The organism is Collinsella sp. AF23-4AC (assembly GCF_003462685.1).
Classification (GTDB): domain Bacteria; phylum Actinomycetota; class Coriobacteriia; order Coriobacteriales; family Coriobacteriaceae; genus Collinsella.
Genome location: NZ_QRVE01000002.1, coordinates 272163 through 292620 on the forward strand (window position 1 = coordinate 272163; position 20458 = coordinate 292620).

The window sequence follows — 20458 nt, forward strand, 5'->3', positions numbered from 1 at the left end:
CAATTCGACCTGAGCGCGACCGCACCGTCATGCCACACGCCGGGAGTCGCCCCATGCACGCAACTGATTTTGGTCGCACCCTCATCGTCGCCAATCCTGCCGCCCAGTCGGGCGCTGCGCGTGAGGTTGCCGAACGCCTGCAGCGCTTTTTGGATATGACCGCGCGCGCATCCCAGTTTGACCTTGTGCTAACCGAGCGCATGGGACACGCCAAGGAGCTCGCCGCCCAGGCAACGGGCTACCGCACCGTTATCGCCCTTGGCGGCGACGGCGTGATTCACGAAGTCGTCAACGGCTTGATGGCGCTAGAAGAGGCAGTTCGACCGGCGCTTGCCGTCCTGCCCGTAGGCTCCGGCAATGATTTTGCCCAAACGCTCGGCATCGAAGATTTCTCCGGCAAGGATTTTGGCGCGCTGCTCACCTGTGAGCTGCAGCGTCAGGACATCGGGCGGATTCGCTCATGGAACCCCGCAAGAGGCAGCGGCGAGGCTACCGTCGAGTACTACGACCAGACACTCTCCGTCGGCATCGATGCCGCCATCGGCCTTGGCACCACCGAGCTGCGCAAAAAGACCGGCTTGACGGGTGCTCCGCTCTACACCCTTTCGGGGCTTGAGCAGTTTGGCCTGCGCTATCGCAACTACCCCATGACAGCCAGCTTTGACGGCGCGCCCGCCGAGCGCATGAGGGCGATCATCATGGCGATTCAGCTGGGTCCCACGTATGGCTCGGGCTATCGTATCTGCCCCGGTGCCGACCCCTGCGACGGCATGCTCGACGTCTGCTACGCCTGCGGCCCTGTCCCTCGCGCGGTTGCCCTGCCTATGTTTCTTTCGGCCAAAGATGGTCACCATACCAAGCTGCCACCGGTTCGCATGCGCCGCTGCCGCCATGCCGAGCTCACTTTTGAGGAGCCAGACTACCCCATTCAGGCCGACGGCGAGCCCATCGTCGCCTCGCGCATCGAGGTGGACATCCTCGCCGGCGCCCTCCTCGTCTGGCACCCCACCCACTAGCCATCCCTATTTCACCGCAACTTATTGAGAAGATCATTCCTCCCCGCCCGGTTTGCGACGGTTGGCCTTTTTAATGGCGTTGAAGTGCTTGTCGTTGAGCCTGCGCTGGCGAGAGCGCTGGGGCACCTTGGTCTTTACGCGTCGGCGCGGTGGACGCCCGCGACGCTCAAGCTCAGCGCGCAGCTTGCGCAGACAGCTCGCACGATTCTGAAACTGACTACGGCTCTCGCGCGCCGTCACGACAATCCCCGTGGGCCCATGCTTCATGCGCACCGCCGAGTCCGTCGTGTTGACGCCTTGTCCGCCCGGGCCCGTCGCACGAAACACCTGAACCTCGCAATCGCGCGCCAACTCCTCGACCGACATCTCGGCATAGCGCGCATAATCGCGCCATCCCATCTTGTTCTCATCCATATCAACACCTCCCCTCATAAAAAATGTGACAAAGGGAAAGTCCCTTTGTCACATCGCATACCAATCGCTTGTGTTACGCGCTTAGGCGAAGGTAATCTCGCCGGTCTCGCAGTCCATATCGGCGATACGGGCCAGGCTCTCAACGCGGAAGCCGCGCTCGCGGAGCTTATCGCCACCGCCTTGGAAGCCCTTCTCCACCGCAATGCCAATGCCGGATACCTCGGCACCTGCAGCCTCGCAAATCTTGATAAGGCCCTCGAGCGCGCAGCCGTTGGCCAAGAAGTCGTCGATGATCAGGACCTTGTCGCCCTCGGACAGGAAGCGCTTGCCAACGATGACCGGGTACTCCTTCTGCTTGGTAAAGGAGTAAATGGTCGTGGCATACTGCTCGCCGTCGAGGTTGATGGACTGGGCCTTCTTGGCAAAGACCACCGGCACGCCGCCAAAATGCTGGGCTGCAATGCAAGCCATGCCAATGCCCGAAGCCTCGATCGTCAGGATCTTGTTGATCTCGACACCCTCGAACAGACGGACCCACTCGGCGCCCATGTGGTCGAACAGCTCAACGTCGCACTGGTGGTTGAGGAAGGCATCAACCTTAAGGACGTTACCGGCCTTTACGATGCCGTCATGGCGAATACGATCCTCAAGCTCCTGCATGGCGCAACCCCTTCTCGCGGCAACGATACCGCGCGATAAATAAACGTTGTTCGATAGTCTACCACGGACCGACCCCCGCCCGCCCCACAAGCCGCATCGCACCACAAACCAGTCTTTTTGGGACGGCGCGAATCGTGGCAGACAGCCTCCCAACACGCTAATGGCGGGCGCGCATCCTCACCAAACGCACCATGGCGAGCGCAAAGCCCGCAGCGGCCACAGCCATCAACACGTAGAACACCGAGCGAAAGCCGAATAGGAATACATCCGGACGGCCTGCAACAAAACTGGTCACGGCCTCGCCCATCGCCACGCTCATCTGCCCATAAAGGATATGCGAACCTGCCGTAATACCCAGCGCCATGCCCGCATAGCGCGCCAAGCTGCCCAAGCTACCTGCAAAGCCAAGTGCCTCGCGCGGAGCCGAGCCCATGTACAGCGAGTTGTTGGGGCTCTGGAAAATCGACGTACCGCACGACATAAATGCGACGCAGCACACGATCACAGGGATAGAAGAGTGCTCGTCGAGCGTGCTTACTGCAAAGAGACCGCACACGTACACGCCCAGGCCGACCGCCGTGGGACCCTCGCAGCCAACACGGTCCGAAACCGTTCCCGAAAGCGGGCCGATAAAGGCATTCACCATTGGCAGCGCCAAAAAGAGCAGTCCGGAAATGTCGGAACCAAAGCCGTGGGCGTCCTGAAAATAGAACGGCAGGATAAACTCGGATGCGCCAATGCCAACAAACACGATGAGCATGCAGGCAAGGTTGATGGTGAAGGCCGAATTTGCAAAGCAGCGACGAGCGGCCTCGATCAGGGACATGGGGCGCTCGCCGGCCTCCGGCTTAACATGCGGCAGCGTGTAGAGCCCCACGATAAACGAGATGACGCCAATGGGCAGGTTGATGAGGAAGATACTCTCCCAAGGAAAGCTTGCCACCAGCATGCCGCCGAGCACGGGGCCACACATCATGCCGAGGGCCACAAAGGTCGCGAGAATACCCATGGCACGACCGCGCTCGCGCGCCGGAAACGACTCGGTGATGATACCCATGTTGTTAGCCATGGCCGCCGCGCAACCGACGCCCTGAACAATGCGTGCCAGGATAAGAACCTCGAGCGAGGCCGAAAGGCCGCACAGCAGCGAACCGACCGAAAAGACGATGACGCCCAGCTGGAACACATTCACCTTGCCGCGCACGTCGCCCAGACGGCCAAACGGCAACATAGCCACGCAAGTCGCAAGCAGATACACCGAGCTTACCAGCTGAATGCGATCGAGGCCCACGCCCAGCTCCTTCTGCATCACGGGCAGCGCCACGGTCACGACGGTCGAATCCAGACATACCATAAACGTCATGATGAGCACGGTAAACAGAATCGCCCACTTGTTCTTGCCATGGGTGTCGCCCTCTAGGGCAATACGCTCGCGGCGCAGCTGCTCTGCAGTTTTCTCCATATCCATCCTTTCGAGTGGCACAACGCAAAAACGGGGCCCCAATCGCCTGCGAACAGCCGCGATTGGGGTCCCGCCTACGGAATCGGAACTATATGTCACCGGAACCCCAAGGGGCACCGTCACTTCATACGGGAAGCTAGCCTAGCACTGCTCAAGCGCCTGCTCAAGGTCGGCAATCAGATCGGCCGTGTCCTCGAGGCCGCACGACAGGCGCACCATGTCGGCGGAGATGCCGCAGGCGATGAGCTCTTCATCGTTCATCTGGCGATGCGTGGCATTAGCGGGATGCAGACAGCAAGTGCGGGCGTCGGCCACATGCGTGGCGATCTGGGCGAGCTTGAGGCTCTTCATAAAAGTCTCGGCCGCCGCGCGACCACCGTTAAAGCCAAAGCTCACGACACCGCACGTACCGTTGGGCATGTACTTCTGAGCCAGGTCATAGTACTTGTCGCCCTCCAGGCCCGGATAGCTCACAAAGCGCACCTTGGGATGGCTCTGCAGGAACTTAGCAACGGCCAGGCCGTTCTCGCAATGACGCGGCATGCGTACATGCAGGCTCTCGAGCGAGCTGTTCAAGAAGAACGCCGCCTGCGGGTTCTGCATGGGGCCGAGGTCGCGCATGAGCTGCGCGGTGGCCTTGGTAATGAAGGCGCCCTCACGGCCGAACTTCTCGGCATAGGTCACACCGTGGTAGCTCTCGTCGGGCGTGGTGAGACCCGGGAACTTGTCCGCATGAGCCATCCAGTCAAACTGACCGTGGTCGACGATCACGCCGCCCAGGTAGGCGGCATGTCCATCCATGTACTTGGTGGTGGAGTGCGTAACGATGTCGGCGCCCCACTCAAAGGGACGGCACATCACGGGCGTCGGGAAGGTGTTGTCGACCATCAGCGGCACGCCGTGGTCATGCGCGGCCTTGGCAAAGCGCTCAATATCGAGCACGGCAAGGGCGGGGTTGGCGATCGTCTCGCCAAAGACGAGCTTGGTATTGGGCTCAAAGGCCGCCTCGAGCTCCTCGTCGGTGCAATCGGGGGCAACGAACGTGCAGGTCAGACCCATGCGCTCCATGGTATGGGCGAGCAGGTTATAGGTACCGCCGTAGATGGCAGAGCTCGCGACCACGTGATCGCCGGCACCGGCAACGTTAAAGATCGCGAGGAAGTTCGCAGCCATGCCCGAGCTCGTAAGCATCGCAGCGGTGCCTCCCTCCATCTCGCAGATCTTGGCGGCAACCAGATCGCACGTGGGGTTCTGCAGGCGGCTGTAGAAGTAGCCCGACTCCTCCAGGTCAAACAGCTTGCCCATATGCTCCGACGTGTCGTACTTCCACGTGGTGGACTGGTAGATGGGCACCTGGCGCGGCTCGGCATCTCCCGGGTGATAGCCGCCCTGAACACATGTAGTACCGATGGTCTGCTCGCTCATATCTAGCTCCCTTGCCTGGGTTACGTTTTATTTGGTTCACGATACCGCTACCGCACACCCCTCTCAACCCATCCCGCCGATAGGTTATGGAACAAATTAATCAGGTTAATTTGTCCCAAATCTTATGAAAGTGTTCGATAGCGAAAAACAATGAGATATGCACTGCGGTCTCGATAAGCGAATGCGCCGGCAAGGGTACCATAGGCGGGTACACCGTGACCAAGGAGACAACGATGAAGCAAATCGATACGGCCCAGCTCGACATCACCGCCTGCCAGGCTCAGGCTGCCGAGTACCACGCCCGCGGCTTTAACTGCGCGCAGGCCGTCGCCTGCACGCTCGCGCCCGCCGTCGGGCTCGACCCCCAGGTCGCCTTTGCCCTCACCGAGGGCTTTGGCGCCGGCATGGGCGGCATGACCGAAACCTGCGGCGCCATCTCGGGCGCCGTGGCCATCATGGGCTTTGTAATGAGCGACGGCATGGAAAACCCCAAGACTAAGGGCCAGACCTACAAGCTGTCGCGCGAGATTGCCAAGCGTTTTGGCGAGAAGAACACGACGACCGTCTGCGGCACGCTCAAGGGCATCGGATCGGATAAGGGTCCGCTCCGCAGCTGCCCCGGTTGCATCGACGATGCTGTCGAGATTGCCTGCGATGTGCTAAAGCAGCTCGCCGAGTAAACGGCAGCAACAGAAAAACGACGGCCGGCGCGCTTGGAATCCATCCAAAAGCACGCCGGCCGTCGCCGTTAGAACTCGGCAAACTCGGGAGCGCCGACCTCAATCTCCTCGCGCCCCGCCATAAGCTCGCGCATCTTAGCGCAAAACGGCTCCTGCTCCCCCGCTTTAAACACTAAATGAATCGTCACGGCATCCGCGTAATCGGTATCCGAAACCTTGGCGCCCGAATCCTGCGCCAAACGAAGCACCTGCTCATACTGCGGATAGGCAACATGCACGTCAACCGGCACGACACTCGTCATCTCGACGATCTGCCCGGCCTCCTGAGCCGCGGCCACCGCCGCCTGCGTCGCCGCGGTATAGGCGCGCACCAAACCACCAGGCCCCAACAGCGTGCCACCAAAATAGCGCGTCACTACGCAACAAACATTTTTGAGCCCCGCGCCGCGCAACACCTCGAGCGTCGGCATACCGCTCGTGCGGCTCGGCTCACCGTCATCGCTCTGGCGCTCGCGTCCATCGACCAAAATCCACGCGGGAACATTGTGTCGAGCGTCGTAATGACGCTTGCGAACTATCTCAATAAAGGCGCTTGCCTCGTCCTCGGACTCAATATGGACCAGCTGGGCAATAAACCGGCTCTTGCGGTCCACAAACTCGCCCGAAGCCTCAATATTCGATTGCAGAGTAAAATAGCTGTCCAACAAAGCCCCTCAACAACAAGCAAAGCAACAAACAGCCTCAATAATACGGCAAAGGCAGTACCATTGCCCTCGCCAACAAGAACGGAAACGCCAATGATGCTGACGCCGTCGAAGGCGAGAACCCGTCAGCGCGAGCAAGGTGCCTTGAAAGACGAGGGCATTGACCTTATGGTCATGCCCGAAGGCTTGAAAGGCAGATTGCCGCGCTGACGGGTTCGCAGCGTCAACAAAGTGCTGAGTGGGCTTGTAAGCCGGGTTCTGTCGTGAACGGTCATTTATCTTGTCTGCACGTTACCGTGCAGCTCCACGCACGCTACCCGAACGCGGACCGGGCCGGCCCATAGCGTTCCTATTCGCGCTTGCTCCGGATGGGGCTTGCCAAGCCGCCGTGTTGCCACGACGCTGGTGGTCTCTTACACCACCGTTTCAGCTTTTCCCTTTACGCCTTGCGGCGCAGGTGGGAGTCTTCTTTTCTGCGGCGCTTTCCGTCGGATCACTCCGCCCGGCCGTTAGCCGGCATCCCGCCCTCTGGAGCCCGGACTTTCCTCACGCGTGCTGCAAGCAGCACATCGCGCGACCGTCTGGCCCACTCAGCAGTGAAAGAGTGTAGCACACCGCCAGCACACGCAATGGCACAACGCAAGCGTTCGACACGATAAACCAAGAACCACGCCATGCAGTACAATAGGGTTGTCGATGGGCAACGTCGTCAGTCGAGACGCGACCGCGCTCCGCACCCCTCCGTCTACTCGGTGCGTTCCCGCCTCCTCCCCGAGGCGGGATGTCGGCATTTTTTCATGCACCGACAATCCAATTCCAAACAGAACGCCCCGGCAGTATCGTGCATATCACCGCCAAATGCAAAAAGGGACCCGTCCATTACGGACGGATCCCTTAAACAAGTGATCGTCAAACCGATTTACTCGGCGTCGGTCTCCTCGTCCTTCTTCTCGGAAGGCAGCGGGGTAACCTCGATCTCGACGCCCAGAGTCTCAGCAGCGGACTTCATGGACAGGGAGATACGACGACGGTCGAGGTCGATCTCCATGACCTTGACCTGAACCTTGTCGCCCACGTGGGTGACCTGAGAAGGCTGATCAACGTGCTTGTTGGCCATCTCGGAAATGTGCACCAGGCCCTCGATGCCCTCGCCCAGGTCGACGAAAGCGCCGAACGGGACAAGCTTGGTCACAGTGCCCTCGACGATAGCGCCGACGGGGTACTTCTTGACCAGTGCGCGCCACGGGTCCTCGGTGGTCTGCTTGAGACCCAGGGAGATGCGCTCGCGATTGAGATCGACGTCGAGAACCTCGACCTCGACCTCCTGGCCGACCTTGACAACCTCGGAAGGATGGTTGACGTGGTTCCAGGAGAGCTCGGAGATGTGGATGAGGCCGTCGATACCGCCGAGGTCGACGAAGGCGCCGAAGTCGACGATGGAGGAAACGGTGCCCTGGAGACGCATGCCAGACTTGAGCTTGGACAGGATCTCGGAGCGCTCGGCCTTACGGGACTCCTCGAGCACGACGCGACGGGAGAGGACGACGTTGTTGCGGTTGCGGTCCATCTCGATGACGCGAGCCTCGATGCGGGTGCCCATGTAGGAGGTGAGGTCCTTGACGCGACGGAGGTCGACGAGGGAAGCGGGCAGGAAGCCACGCAGGCCGATGTCGAGGATCAGGCCGCCCTTGACAACCTCGATAACCTCGCCCTCGACGTTCTCGCCGGAGTTGAACTTCTCCTCGATGCGGTTCCAAGCACGCTCGTACTCGGCACGCTTCTTGGACAGGACCAGACGACCGTCCTTGTCCTCCTTCTGGAGAACCAGAGCCTCGATGGGATCACCGAGTGCAACGATGTCTGCAGGGTTAGCGTCCTTGCGGATGGACAGCTCGCGGACCGGGATAACGCCCTCGGACTTGAATCCGATGTCAACGAGCACCTCGTCATGCTCGATCTTAACGACAGTGCCGTTAACGAGATCGCCCTCATCAAAGTCGGTAATCGTACCGTCGATGAGGTTGTTCATCTCCTCCTCATTGACATCGTCAAGAGAGAAAATGGACGAGTTCTGAATCTCACTCAAAGGTGGACCCCTTTCGAACTACGGGGCCCCGATTGCTAGGACCTACAGAAGGGTGCGACAAGCACACAACGTTTAGGAACACTCGGGAGCCGACAGATACTAATGTGACGCTTATGCAATCACGTTCGTATAGGTTACGGGGAAATGAGTTCGATTTCAAGCGTGAACTGCGATTTTTTACTCGTGTGGAGACTTTTTCGTAATCTTATGAACACACGTCTCCGCAACTTGACGATAACCAGCCAGGCATTCGGCTTTGGGGTAAAGTATCCGGAGCCAACGATTCTAGATCGATTTTTCGAGAAAGGTGCCCGCGTGCTCAAAGCAGTCGTTTTCGATATGGACGAGACGCTTCTCAGCATCAACCTCAACGCGTTCATCCTTCGCTATTTTAAGGATGTCTCTTCGATGCTCGCGGATATCGGGCGCCGCAGCCGCGGTGGCACGATGGCACGCCTCGGCACCATCCTGGTCGACCTCAACGCCAATCGCCGCAGCGGCACGGACAACCGCACCAATCTTGAGTTTTACCAAGAAGAGGTCGAGCGCCGATGCGGGATCTGCCTCTCCGATCCCCTCATCTACGAGGCGTTTACCTACTACGACCGCGAAGTTCTTCCGTACAAGAACGACGATGTCATCAACGCCCACGCCATGCCGGGCGCACACGCCGCGCTTCAGGCCGTACAGGACGCAGGACTACGCTGCGCGCTCTTTACCAACCCCAGCTTTCCCCAGGGAGCCATCGAGTGCCGCATGGGTTGGGGCGGGCTGGCCGACGCCCCCTTTGAGCTCGTCACGCACATGGGAAACACCACCCGCTGCAAGCCCGATGCCACCTACTATCTAGAGCAGCTTCAGGTGATGGAACTCGAGCCACACGAGGTCCTTATGGTGGGCAACGACCCCAAGCGTGACTTCCCCAGTCCCGCCTGCGGCATTCAAACCGCCTATGTTGGCCAGGGAAAACCCGGCCGAGCCACCTGGCGCGGAACCATGGAAGACTTCGCCCGCGACTTTAACGCCGTAGTAGAAGCCTTCTACGAACACCAAGTAGCCGACGAACTGTCATAGGACCCCTCGCCTCAAACAAAATAACGCCGCAGGTTGAGCATAAGTCAGCGAAAACGCCCCTAAGCGAGCAATGTGCCTTGAAAGAGGAGGGCATAGGCCTTCTGGCCATGCCCGACGATTGAAAGGCAGATTGCCGCTTAGGGGCGTTTGCAGCGTCGACTGGTTACGCGGTTTGGTAAAACCGCGCAACTAGCAGACTCGAGTCTTGCCGATCATGATGTTGAGGATCTCGACGTCAGTATCTTTCATACCCACACGGCCCACGTAGCCCATGCTGGCGATTGTCTGCTCAACGGTATCCTGGATCAGGCCCTCGCCGGCGCGGAAGCCGCGACCCTGCATAGCCATATCATGGCCCAGAATCGCCGCATCAACGGCAGCCGAGATCTTGGCGGCACAACTCGCCTTGGCGCCGTCGCACACGATGCCGCCCACGTTGCCAAGCGTATTCGAGACCGTCGCGCCAATCTGTTCGCGCGTGCCACCGCACAGCCAGGTAATCGCAGCGCCGGCGCCGCACGCAGCGCAAATAGCACCGCAAAACGCCGAGAGCGCACCAATATAGCTCTTGATATGCACGGCGATAAGATCGGACAGCATCACGGCGCGCACCAGGCGCTCGTGGTCGCAACGCAGGTACTCGGCATACTCCATGACGGGCAATGCGCAGGTAATGCCCTGATTGCCCGAGCCGCACACAATGGCGACCGGCAGCGCGCAGCCGTTCATGCGAGCGTCGGATCCGGCGGCCGCACGGGCACGGGCACGGCAGGCGACGTCATCGGCACGAGCACCCAGCAGCGTACGACCCACCTCGGCGCCCCAAGCGTGCGCAAGGCCCTCAGCACTGATCGCGCCATTCAGCTCAATCTGACGCCCAACGACAGCGCGGGCACCATCGATATCGCCGTCCTCGATAAAGTCGATGATGGACTCAATCGACATGGGCGTGTCAGCGCTATCTGCCGCGCGCTCGGCCACCACGCGCTCGGCGCAGGCGGCACACTCCCCCGCCGACTTGCCGCATACCGGAATACCGTCGAGGGTATGGCACGTGACATTGGTGTGGTGGTCGGTAATCTCGACGACCGCGGTATGGCCCCCGGCCGTCGCAGTCACCTTAATGTAGAGGTTGGGCACGCCCTCGACAAGCGACACATCGCAGTAGCCGGCGTCGGCAAGGAGCTCGGCCACGCGAGCGCGGTCTTCATCGTCAACGCTCTCGAGCACCTCGAGCGCGCTCTTAGCGTCGCCGCCCACGGCACCCAGCACGGCCGCGGCTTCAATACCGTGCATACCGCCCGAGTTGGGCACGGTCACGCTCTTAACGTTCTTGATAATGTTGCCCGAGCATGCAACATCCATATGATCGGGTTCGCAACCGAGCGTCTGACTCGCCAGCGCCGCCGCATAGGCAACGGCAATGGGCTCGGTGCAGCCGAGTGCACAGACAAGTTCGCGGTTCAAAACATCGCAAAACGCGGCATCACGGATGGAATCGGTAGGCATAGGTATCTCCTGCTTGCATAACGGGCTAGGCTCTCAAAAAATGTTAGCTCCTTTATTTGATAACAATGCATCAAAAACCGCAACCATGGTTCCGGCGGACGGCGCTCAAACGCAAACTGACGACATTCATTCACGAGAAGCCAGTCTTGTTGCCTGCTAAAGCGTTTGACCAAAAAACGCTCGAGCGTTTACGCAAAAGTCGCGCTATCATGCAGTCGAACGCGGTAAACACCTTTAGCATTTGCGCCGCACAGACCAGAGAGGAACCATCCATGAAGATCGGTATCGGTAACGACCACGCCGCCGTCGAGCTCAAGAACATCATCTCCGAGCACCTGAAGGAGCGCGGCTGCGAGGTCGTGAACTTTGGCACCGACACCTCCGAGAGCTTTGACTACCCCATCGCCGGCTACAAGGTGGGTAAGGCCGTTGCCAACGGCGACGTCGACCTGGGCATCCTGATCTGCGGCACCGGCGTCGGTATCAGCCTGGCTGCTAACAAGGTAGAGGGCGTGCGCGCCGTCGTGTGCTCCGAGCCCTTCAGTGCCAAGCTCTCCCGCATGCATAACAATACCAACGTGCTCGCCTTTGGCGCCCGCGTCGTGGGCTCCGAGCTCGCCAAGATGATTGTCGACGAGTGGCTCGACGCCGAGTTTGAGGGCGGTCGTCACGAGCGTCGCGTTAACCTCCTCAACGAGATCGACCACACGCGCGGCCTCAAGGTCGTCGACGAGGCCTAAACCAGTCAGTGTCACAAGCTAACAGCAGGGGCCCGCTCGGAACTCATGTCCGAGCGGGCCCCTTCATAGATTATGGAATAAAAGGGCGCCGCGGATGGAGTTCCGCGGCGCCCAAGCCACACGCTAACAGCTTTAAGGAGTCAAAGCTGGTTTAGCCAAAGAAGCGCTTGATCTCGATCTCGGCGTTCTCCAGGCAGTCGGAGCCGTGGATCACGTTGGCGTTGACATCGACGGCAAAGTCGCCGCGGATGGTACCAGGAGCAGCGTCAAGCGGATTAGTAGCGCCCATGAGGGTGCGCATCTTAGCAACAGCGGAGAGACCGGAAACGACCATCTTGACGACCGGACCGCTCGTCATAAAGTCACAGAGACCGCCAAAGAAGGGCTTGTCGGCCAGATGGGCGTAGTGCTCCTCGACGGTAGCGCGCTCGAGCGTGGTCATCTCCATGCGCTCGATGACAAGGCCGCTGCGCTCGATGCGAGCAACGATCTCGCCGATTTTGCGATCGCGCACGGCGTCGGGCTTAATCATGATGAAGGTCTTCTCGATAGCCATAAGGTAGCCTTTCAAGTAGGTTCGCGCGTGCCCAAGTCCCATTCCGGCACCCGCCTGGACTGCATCGTAACAGAGTTTTAGCTGCAGTTAAACAAAAAGCTGTTTATTGAAACGCTACAATTTATTAAAGCGCTCCATATGTGTCACTTCTGTTTCGAAGCTCGATTAGAGTACCATCCGACTGCCCATCAACCGCATCGAGCAGAGCAGACGGTCGGTTGCCGCCCGCGAACGTACCCCCTTCACAACCTGCCCAAAGGTCCTACAGAACTTCTCGACAAGCCCCTCCCCCATAGCAACAAAATACGGACGCCCACATCAGCAGACGCCCGTAAAGCAAAAAACGATTCCTCAATACATGGCAAAAACGGCTTCGGCCAAACCCTTACTTTACCCCGTGGCCCATCTCGACGACCTTGGTCAGCGATCCAAACACGCCCTCGTCGGTCACGAGCTGTGCCTCGGCGCGCTCAAGCTGCACGGCAACGGCGGCAGGGGCGGTACCGCCCTCGGTCGTACGCGCGGCGACAATTGAGGGGATGTCGAGCGCCTCGGTAATATCGCGTTCAAAGAGCGGGCTTGCCTCCTGGAACACCTCAAACGGCAGGTCCTCAAGATTGCAGCTACGCTTCTCACACATCAGGACCAGATGGCCCACCACGGCATGTGCCTCGCGGAACGGCAGACCACGCTTGGCCAGGTAATCGGCAACATCGGTGGCGGCAAGGTGCCCCACGCCGCACTCGCGCGCCATGGTATCCTCGTTGACGGTCCAGGTCGAAATCATACCGGCCATAACGGACAGGCACTGCATGAGCGTATGGGCGGTATCGAGCGCGCCTTCCTTGTCCTCCTGCAAGTCCTTGTTATAAGCGAGCGGCAAGCCCTTCATGGTCACGAGCAGCTGCACCAGGTTGCCATAGACTCGGCCGCTCTTGCCGCGGATAAGCTCGGCAAAGTCGGGATTCTTCTTCTGCGGCATGATGGACGAGCCGGTGGAGTACGAGTCGGAAAGCGTGATAAAGCCAAATTCGGAGCTCGACCACAGCACGATCTCCTCGGAAAGACGCGACAGGTGCATAGCCATAACGGAGCCGGCGTAATGCAGATCGAGCAGGAAATCGCGATCGGAAACAGCGTCGAGCGAATTAGGGATCACACCCGCAAAGCCAAGTTCGGCAGCCGTCATCTGGCGATCGAGCGGATAGCTCGTGCCGGCAAGCGCGGCAGCACCCAGCGGGCAGTTGTCGGCGGCATCAAAGGCGGCCTTCAGGCGCGTAAAGTCGCGCGCGAACATCCAGGAATACGCCAGCAGATGATGCGACAGCAGTACGGGCTGAGCATGCTGCATGTGCGTGTAGCCCGGCAGAATCACCTTGTCGTACTTCTTAGCCGCATCCACCAGCACATGGCGCAGCTCAAGATTGGCCTCCATGAGCTCCTTGGCCAGCGCCTTGACGCCCAGGCGTGTGTCGGTCGCCACCTGGTCGTTGCGCGAACGTCCGGTATGCAAGCGCTTACCGGCCTCGCCGATGCGACGCGTCAGCTCGCTCTCGATGGACATATGAATGTCTTCGTCGTTGATGTCGAAGGTGAAGTTGCCGGCATCGATATCCTGTTCGATTCCAGTCAGGCCCTTGGCAATCGCTTGCTCGTCCTCGGCACTGATGATGCCCTGGGCCGCCAGCATTTTGGCATGCGCCTTAGAGCCGGCGATATCCTGCTTATAGAGATGTTTGTCGACCGGCAGCGACGCGCCAAACTCCTGCGTGACCTCGGCCACGCCCGCCTCAAAACGACCGCCCCAAAGAGCCATGGAACCGTCCCCTTTCTCCAAATACCAAAACAAGCGCCCAAAGCAATGCGCCATATCGCTAAAGCGATTTTTCAACCGCTAGTTTTACACATTCCCCACCGTGTGCGGAGCCATGTAGCTAATTTGCAAAGAAGTGACGCGCCATGCACTTGGCGCCCAACGTCTCCCTCCGGATGTTGCCCTGCGAACCATCGATCCAGGCCTTCAGGCTCATAGGGACGTCCTCGACCCTTGCAGCATCGAACTCGGGTGCGAGGGCAAGTAAAGCATGCGCGATAGCATTGAACATAATGGATACTCCTCATATATATAGGCGCAGAACCGCCAAATTGATAGAAGGAGCCCCGCCGGACAACCCCGGCGGGGCTCGGACTCAGCCGCAGACGCGGCATCATATATGCGGGCGGAACGTAGGGGCCACCGATGTTAAGAAGTGTCAGCAAGCATAACGAAAGGTAGGGACCCCGTGCGCCCGTTATGTATCACGCGGATGGGCCGCGCGGATACCAAGGGAAGGAGGCGCTAGGCCTGGGCGGCAGCAGAGCTGGGGCCCTGGACCTTTGCCCACGTCTTGAGCGACAGCGTATCGATCTCGATAAAGCCGGCGCTGGCCTTCTCGTCAAACGTGGTGTCGCGGTCGTAGGTAGCCAGACCGTAGTCGTAGAGGCTGAAGGGGCTCTTGCGGCCGACGACATGGCAGTTGCCCTTAAAGAACTTCAGACGGACAGTGCCGGTCACGAACTTCTGGGTATCGGCCATAAAGGCATCGAGCGCGTTTTTGAGCGGGCTGTACCACTGGCCGTTGTACACGGCGGTGGCCCAATCCTGCTCGAGCTTGATCTTGGTCTTGAGCAGGTCGCCCTCGACGCAGATGTCCTCGAGCGCCTTGTGGGCGGTGATGAGCGTCAGGGCTCCGGGAACCTCATAGCACTCACGGCTCTTGAGGCCCACCAGACGATCCTCGACCAAATCGAGGCGGCCAAAGCCATTGTCGCCGGAGATCTTGTTGAGGGCGATGACGATCTCGGAGAGCTTCATCTTCTTGCCGTCGACGGCGACGGGCTTGCCGGCCTCAAACTCAATCTCGGTGTAGGTCGGGGTGTCCGGCGTGTCCTCGGGGTTCTTGGTCATAACCCAGGCGTCGTCGAGCGGCTCGTTCCAGGGATCCTCCAGGTGACCGCACTCAATGGCACGACCCCACAGGTTGTCGTCGATGGAGTAGGGGTTGTCGTTGGCACCCTCGGGAACCGGCACGTTGTGGGCGTGGGCATAGGCGACCTCGTCGGGACGGCACTTCAGGTCCCACTCGCGAACCGGGGCGATAACTTTGAGCTCGGGGTCGAGGGCCTTGACGGCGGCCTCAAAACGGACCTGGTCGTTACCCTTGCCGGTGCAGCCGTGGGCGACGTAGGTCGCGCCAAACTCGTGGGCGACCTCAACAAGCTTCTTGGCAAGCAGCGGGCGAGACAGGGCGGAGAGCAGCGGGTACTTGTTCTCGTACATGGAGTTTGCTGCGATGGCTTTGGTCAGGAACTCATCGGAGAACTCGTCGCGCAGGTCGAGCACCTGGCAATCGAGAACGCCCAGGTCGAGCGCCTTCTGCTTCTTGGCATCCAGTCCGGTCTCTTCCTGGCCCACGTTGCCGCAGACACAAACGACATCGAGATTCTTCTCGTCCTGGAGCCACTTGACACATACGGATGTATCAAGACCACCGGAATATGCGAGAACGACTTTTTCCTTGCTCATGGCTGTTTCCTTTCGCCCTTGGTAGCTAGTTAGAACATCGGTCAGTTGCAAGTCACCTTGAGGTCAAAAACCGTGCAATATCAGGTTATTCAGCAGAATGCATCACAGGCATGCCCTAGAAACATGCGGCTATGTCGTGCTTAAACCCAACGACCTCAAAATGACTCTGTTGAGGCATTGCGCCCCATGCGGACAGAGACGATTGTTATCGTCGTCGGGAAATTGCGCGCTGGCGTCGGATGGCATTGTCTGCAGTGGTGATGATCTTTACGAACTGCATCTGCCTCTCCTTTCACGTATCGCCGGGCGCAATTCAAATATCGCAAACGGTACCTTTTCCTCGGTAAACGGCTCTTTTGCCGTCTCCGTTTTCGATGTTCGCTATATTACGATAAAGTGCACGCTGCGCAAGCGACAAATTCAAATTTCTGAAAAGTTTTTTCATTAGTTTGTGAATTGCAGTGCAAATACGCACCATTCCTGCGAAAATACGCTCGACTACTAGTTGATGGTTATAACGTCTGAAACAATCTCGAAACGAAAGGCGCATTTTTATGCAAACTTACGAATCGGACGCCAACATCGGCAACATTAAGATTCTCGCCGTCGATATGGACAAGACGCTGCTGACCGACGAGCGTGTGCTGCCCCAGGGTCTTGATGAGCGCCTGGACAAGCTCGCCGACGCCGGCATCGTATTCTGCCCCGCCAGCGGACGTCCCGCCCCCAAGCTCGAGGAGATGTTCGAGGGCATTAAGAACCGCCTCGCTTTTTGTCCCGACAACGGAGCGTGCGTGATCTATCGCGGTAGCTATATCTATAAGAGCAATATTGACGTGGAGCTGTATCAGCAGGTCTTGAGCCGTGCCTCGGAGGATCCTCGCGCTGTCCCCGTCCTGTGCTGCTTCGACGAGTTCTACGTACTTGCCCGCGACCATCAATACCACGACGAGATCAGCGTCTACTACAACACAATCAACTACGTCGACAGCTTTGAGGGCATTGATCTCGAGTCCAACAAGATTTCGATCTTCTTCCCCGGCTACGACGCCGAGCCCGCTTTCCGCGAGACCTATAGCCCCGAGTTCTCGGACAAGCTCTACGTCACCAACGCCGGGCGCGAGTGGATCGACTTTATGAACCTGGGCGTCGACAAGGGCGCCGGCGTCGCGCACCTGTGCGAGCACCTGGGCATCGATATTGCCGATGCTGCCGCCGTGGGCGACACCTACAACGACATCCCCATGCTGGAGCGCGTCGGTCACAGCTTTATCGTGGACAATGCCGAGGAGCACATGAACGCGCACGCCAAGTGGCGCATTCCGAGCAACAACGACGGGGGCGTACTGACGCTCATCGACGCCATCTTGGCGGCTCGGTAGCCGTCCCATCGGGCCTGGCTGGGCGGCACGGGTTAACTTTTCACTCGGTCAGGTCCTGCGCAAGACGAAAGCCACATTAAGTGGCTTTCTTTGCGTGCGGAATCTACGAAAAGTTAACCCGTGCCGCCCAGCCAGGCCCTAGGTTTACTTACCTGCCGCCAAGATGGCGTCTTGAGTGTCTAGATACTTAGCTGAATATATTTGGATGAAGGGAGCTCCTTGTTGAGAGGAGCTCCCTTCTGTTTTGTCTACTTTGGAACTGTGGGCGCTTCCCTATTTCGCGTCGGCCCAGGTTATGCCGGTGCTGGCTTCGGCGATTAGAGGTACGCGTAGGTCTACGACGTGTTCCATGACGTCTTGGACCATGGCGGTGAGACGCTCGACTTCGTTGACCGGGCACTCAAAGTCCAGTTCGTCGTGTACCTGCAGAATCATGTGGGCTGCAAAGCCTTCTTCTTCCAGGCGACGGCTTACGCGGGCCATGGCAATCTTGATGATGTCGGCCGCGGTGCCCTGCATGGGGTGGTTCATGGCCGTGCGCTCACCAAAGCCACGGAGTTGCGGGTTTTTGGCCTTGAGCTCGGGAATATGGCGTCTGCGGCCATACATGGTCTCGGCGTAGCCCGTCTGCTTGGCGCGCGCCACCACGTTGTCGAGGAACGTGCGCACGCCCGGATATGCCTCGTAGTAGCGGTCGATCATGTCGCGTGCCTCGGCCATCGAGATATGCAGCGACTGCGACAGGCCGTAGGCCTGCTGGCCATACACGATGCCAAAGTTCACGGCCTTGGCGCGACTGCGCAGGTCGGGCGTTACCTCGGACACCGGCACACCAAACACGCGCGCCGCCGTCTCGGCATGGAAGTCCTCGCCCTCGTTAAAGGCGCGCACCAAGTGCTCGTCACCCGAAAGATGTGCCAGCAGACGCAGCTCGATCTGCGAGTAGTCCACCGCCAAAAAGACGCTTCCCTCGCCTGCCGAAAACGCCGTCTTGACGGTACGCCCCAGCTCCGAGCGAGTCGGAATATTTTGCAGATTGGGGTCGCTCGAAGACAGACGCCCCGTCGCCGTGATGGTCTGGTTGTACGTGGTGTGCACACGGCCGTCACCACGGCGCAGCGGGCCCAGGGTGTCCAGATAGGTGGACTTGATCTTAGACTTCTCACGCCAGTCCAAGATCAGACGCACGATTTCGTGGTCACGCGCAAGGTCGCTCAGCACCTTGGCGTTGGTCGAATAATAGCCGCGCTTAGTCTTCTTGAGGCCCTTGGTCGGAAGCCCCATCACATCAAAGAGCACATGCGACAGCTGCATGGGACTGCCAATATTAAAGGTCTCGTCACCGGCCAGGTCGCGAATGCTCCGCTCGACCTCGGCAATCTGGGTCGCCAAGCCCTCGGACAGACTATGTAGGCGATCGGGGTCCACGAGCATGCCCGCGCGCTCCATCTTGGCAAGCACCGGCACGAGCGGCATCTCGATGCCATCGAACACGTTGGCGGCGTTCTCGCGGGCCATGCGGTCGCGCAGCGGCGCCACGAGCGCCAGCGTCAAGGCCGCAGCGCGGGCAGCGGGAACAGGAGCGTCCTCGCCAGCACCCTCCGCGCCGCGCGCCGCAGGCAGCGCCATCTGCAGATAGGTATCGGCCAGATACGCCTCATCAAACTCGGAGCGGTCGGAATCCAGCAGGTAGGCGGCGACCACGGTATCGAAGATGCGCGTGGAGTCGACGGCCAGCGGATCCATAAGCTCGGGCTCGGAAGAATCGATGGGCGAAAGCTCATGCAGCAGCGCTTTCATATCCGGGCTCGCCACGCGGCCCTCCATAAACAGACGCGCGAGCACGCCGGCAATCACGCCGTGGACGAAGTTGAAGCCCTCAACCTCAGCCGCCGCACCGCTGTCGCCCTCCTCAAGCGCGAACAGGCCCTTGGACGTCGCCAGCCACAGCGTGCGCGTCAGTCCAAAGAGCGCGCCCTCTTCCTTGTCGTCGTCCACCACGGCGGCGACCCACTCGCCCGCATCAATCGCGCGAACGACCTCGGCGGCAGCGGCGGCAAGCGCTTCGGCATCGCCGGCAGCGGCACGCGAAACGGCGGGCATATCGAACGTACTGGCAGCGGCCGCAGCCCCACCCTCGCTGCCAATCAGCGAGAGGAAACGGTTCTGCATGGCCGTGATGCCGAGCGTGCCCAGCGCCGCGGACACCTCGTCGGCAGAAAACGCCGGGAAGGACGTTGCGTCAAAGTCAAGCTCGACAGGCGCATCGGTGCGAATGGTTGCGACCTTGCGGCTCAGCAGCGCATCGTCGATATGAGCACGCAGGTTCTCGCCCATCTTGCCCTTGACCTCGTCGGCATGCGCGATGACCTCGTCCAGGCTGCCGTACTGCGCGATGAGCGCGCTCGCCTTTTTGGGGCCGATGCCCGGCACGCCGGGAATGTTGTCCGACGTATCGCCCTTCAGACCGTAAAAATCGGGCACGAGCGCCGGTGTAATGCCGTGATACAGGTCGTCCACGCTCTCGGGCGTCATAATCGCCACGTCGGACAGGCCCTTGCGGGTCGAGACCACATTGACGTGCTCGGTCACGAGCTGATACATGTCGCGGTCGCCGGTCACCAGCAGCATGTCGCAGCCGGCTTCTTCGCCCAGACGCGCCATGGTTCCCAGGATATCGTCGCCTTCCCAGCCCTCGGACTGCAAAATCGGCACGTTGAGCGCGGCGAGCAGCTCCTTAATCATGGGGAACTGCGCGTGCAAGTCGGGGTCCATGGGCGGGCGTTGCGCCTTATACTGCGGCAGCATCTCCATGCGTACGCGCGGTTTGCCCTTGTCAAACGCCACGACCACACCGTCGGGGTTAAAGGCATCGATCATCTTAAGAAACATGTTCAGAAAGCCAAAGATCGCGTTGGTGGGGCGACCGTCCGGCGCGTTCATGGTCGGGGGCACGGCGTGGAAGGCGCGGTGCATGAGCGAGTTGCCGTCGATAACGGCAAAGGTGCGGCGCTTGTCAGACATATTGAATACCTCGCTTTGGGCTGGGCACGGTTTGCTCCCACCAGTTTACACGCTCCCCGCCCCGCGGCCACCACACATCAAGCTCCCCCGCCACCGCGCGCCTGTGCGTGATACGATGGCTCACGGTACATCAACCAGCACAATCGATCCGAAAGGAGCCT

16 protein-coding genes, 1 other RNA gene and 1 pseudogene are annotated in these 20458 nt (G+C 59.8%); 5 read left to right on the plus strand and 13 right to left on the minus strand.

What is annotated here, in order from left to right; genetic code table 11:
* Positions 1 to 53 precede the first annotated feature (53 nt).
* Positions 54 to 1016: a diacylglycerol kinase family protein gene (locus tag DWY05_RS02840; RefSeq protein ID WP_117820357.1), complete on the plus strand. Its 963-nt coding sequence runs from the start codon at positions 54 to 56 to the stop codon at positions 1014 to 1016.
* Between the two features lie 33 nt (positions 1017 to 1049).
* Here DWY05_RS02840 and DWY05_RS02845 read toward each other — a convergent pair.
* The 4 genes and pseudogenes from DWY05_RS02845 to DWY05_RS02860 form a co-directional block, all read right to left on the minus strand.
* A pseudogene (locus DWY05_RS02845) lies at positions 1050 to 1361 on the minus strand (peptide chain release factor-like protein); the annotation flags it as partial.
* Positions 1362 to 1511: 150 nt separating this feature from the next.
* On the minus strand, positions 1512 to 2090 hold the full coding sequence (locus DWY05_RS02850) for a xanthine phosphoribosyltransferase (RefSeq protein ID WP_117820358.1): 579 nt from the start codon (positions 2088 to 2090) through the stop codon (positions 1512 to 1514).
* A gap of 157 nt (positions 2091 to 2247) precedes the next feature.
* Positions 2248 to 3552, minus strand: a complete 1305-nt coding sequence (locus DWY05_RS02855) for an MFS transporter (protein ID WP_117820359.1) — start codon at positions 3550 to 3552, stop codon at positions 2248 to 2250.
* A 141-nt stretch (positions 3553 to 3693) separates the two neighbouring features.
* Positions 3694 to 4977, minus strand: coding sequence for an O-acetylhomoserine aminocarboxypropyltransferase/cysteine synthase family protein (locus DWY05_RS02860; RefSeq protein ID WP_117820360.1), 1284 nt, complete (start codon positions 4975 to 4977; stop codon positions 3694 to 3696).
* A gap of 233 nt (positions 4978 to 5210) precedes the next feature.
* Between DWY05_RS02860 and DWY05_RS02865 the strand changes: the two genes are divergently transcribed.
* Complete coding sequence (locus tag DWY05_RS02865; RefSeq protein WP_117820361.1) at positions 5211 to 5657, plus strand: C-GCAxxG-C-C family protein; 447 nt, start codon at positions 5211 to 5213, stop codon at positions 5655 to 5657.
* A 68-nt stretch (positions 5658 to 5725) separates the two neighbouring features.
* Here the strand turns inward: DWY05_RS02865 and DWY05_RS02870 are convergent, their stop codons facing one another.
* From DWY05_RS02870 to rpsA, 3 genes are all read right to left on the minus strand, one after another.
* Positions 5726 to 6364, minus strand: coding sequence for a YigZ family protein (locus DWY05_RS02870; RefSeq protein WP_199409533.1), 639 nt, complete (start codon positions 6362 to 6364; stop codon positions 5726 to 5728).
* A gap of 228 nt (positions 6365 to 6592) precedes the next feature.
* An RNA gene (gene rnpB, locus DWY05_RS02875) (RNase P RNA component class A) lies at positions 6593 to 6954 on the minus strand.
* Positions 6955 to 7280: 326 nt separating this feature from the next.
* Positions 7281 to 8447: a 30S ribosomal protein S1 gene (rpsA, locus tag DWY05_RS02880; RefSeq protein ID WP_022095232.1), complete on the minus strand. Its 1167-nt coding sequence runs from the start codon at positions 8445 to 8447 to the stop codon at positions 7281 to 7283.
* Positions 8448 to 8762: 315 nt separating this feature from the next.
* Between rpsA and DWY05_RS02885 the strand changes: the two genes are divergently transcribed.
* The gene (locus DWY05_RS02885) at positions 8763 to 9521 is read left to right on the plus strand and encodes an HAD family hydrolase (RefSeq protein ID WP_117820363.1); all 759 of its coding nucleotides are present in this window, start codon (positions 8763 to 8765) and stop codon (positions 9519 to 9521) included.
* A gap of 189 nt (positions 9522 to 9710) precedes the next feature.
* Here the strand turns inward: DWY05_RS02885 and DWY05_RS02890 are convergent, their stop codons facing one another.
* A complete protein-coding gene (locus DWY05_RS02890; protein ID WP_117820364.1) occupies positions 9711 to 11030 on the minus strand; it encodes a serine dehydratase subunit alpha family protein in 1320 nt (439 codons plus the stop codon).
* A 272-nt stretch (positions 11031 to 11302) separates the two neighbouring features.
* On the opposite strand from DWY05_RS02890, the gene rpiB reads away from it, so the two are divergent.
* A complete protein-coding gene (gene rpiB / locus DWY05_RS02895) occupies positions 11303 to 11770 on the plus strand; it encodes a ribose 5-phosphate isomerase B (RefSeq protein WP_006234151.1) in 468 nt (155 codons plus the stop codon).
* A gap of 151 nt (positions 11771 to 11921) precedes the next feature.
* On the opposite strand, the gene ndk is transcribed toward rpiB, so the two are convergent.
* The 4 genes from ndk to DWY05_RS02910 form a co-directional block, all read right to left on the minus strand.
* Positions 11922 to 12326 carry a nucleoside-diphosphate kinase gene (ndk, locus tag DWY05_RS02900; RefSeq protein ID WP_006234152.1) on the minus strand — a complete coding sequence of 135 codons (405 nt, stop codon included), beginning with the start codon at positions 12324 to 12326 and terminating at the stop codon, positions 11922 to 11924.
* Positions 12327 to 12711: 385 nt separating this feature from the next.
* On the minus strand, positions 12712 to 14142 hold the full coding sequence (gene argH, locus DWY05_RS02905) for an argininosuccinate lyase (protein ID WP_117820365.1): 1431 nt from the start codon (positions 14140 to 14142) through the stop codon (positions 12712 to 12714).
* A gap of 118 nt (positions 14143 to 14260) precedes the next feature.
* Complete coding sequence (locus tag DWY05_RS09920) at positions 14261 to 14431, minus strand: hypothetical protein (RefSeq protein ID WP_158550218.1); 171 nt, start codon at positions 14429 to 14431, stop codon at positions 14261 to 14263.
* Positions 14432 to 14664: 233 nt separating this feature from the next.
* Positions 14665 to 15891, minus strand: a complete 1227-nt coding sequence (locus DWY05_RS02910) for an argininosuccinate synthase (RefSeq protein ID WP_035138001.1) — start codon at positions 15889 to 15891, stop codon at positions 14665 to 14667.
* A 554-nt stretch (positions 15892 to 16445) separates the two neighbouring features.
* Here DWY05_RS02910 and DWY05_RS02915 point away from each other — a divergent pair.
* Positions 16446 to 17273 (plus strand): Cof-type HAD-IIB family hydrolase, encoded by an 828-nt coding sequence (locus DWY05_RS02915; protein ID WP_117820366.1) that lies wholly within the window; start codon positions 16446 to 16448, stop codon positions 17271 to 17273.
* 273 nt (positions 17274 to 17546) lie between these two features.
* Here DWY05_RS02915 and polA read toward each other — a convergent pair whose 3' ends face one another.
* A complete protein-coding gene (gene polA, locus DWY05_RS02920) occupies positions 17547 to 20297 on the minus strand; it encodes a DNA polymerase I (protein WP_117820367.1) in 2751 nt (916 codons plus the stop codon).
* Positions 20298 to 20458: the final 161 nt, after the last annotated feature.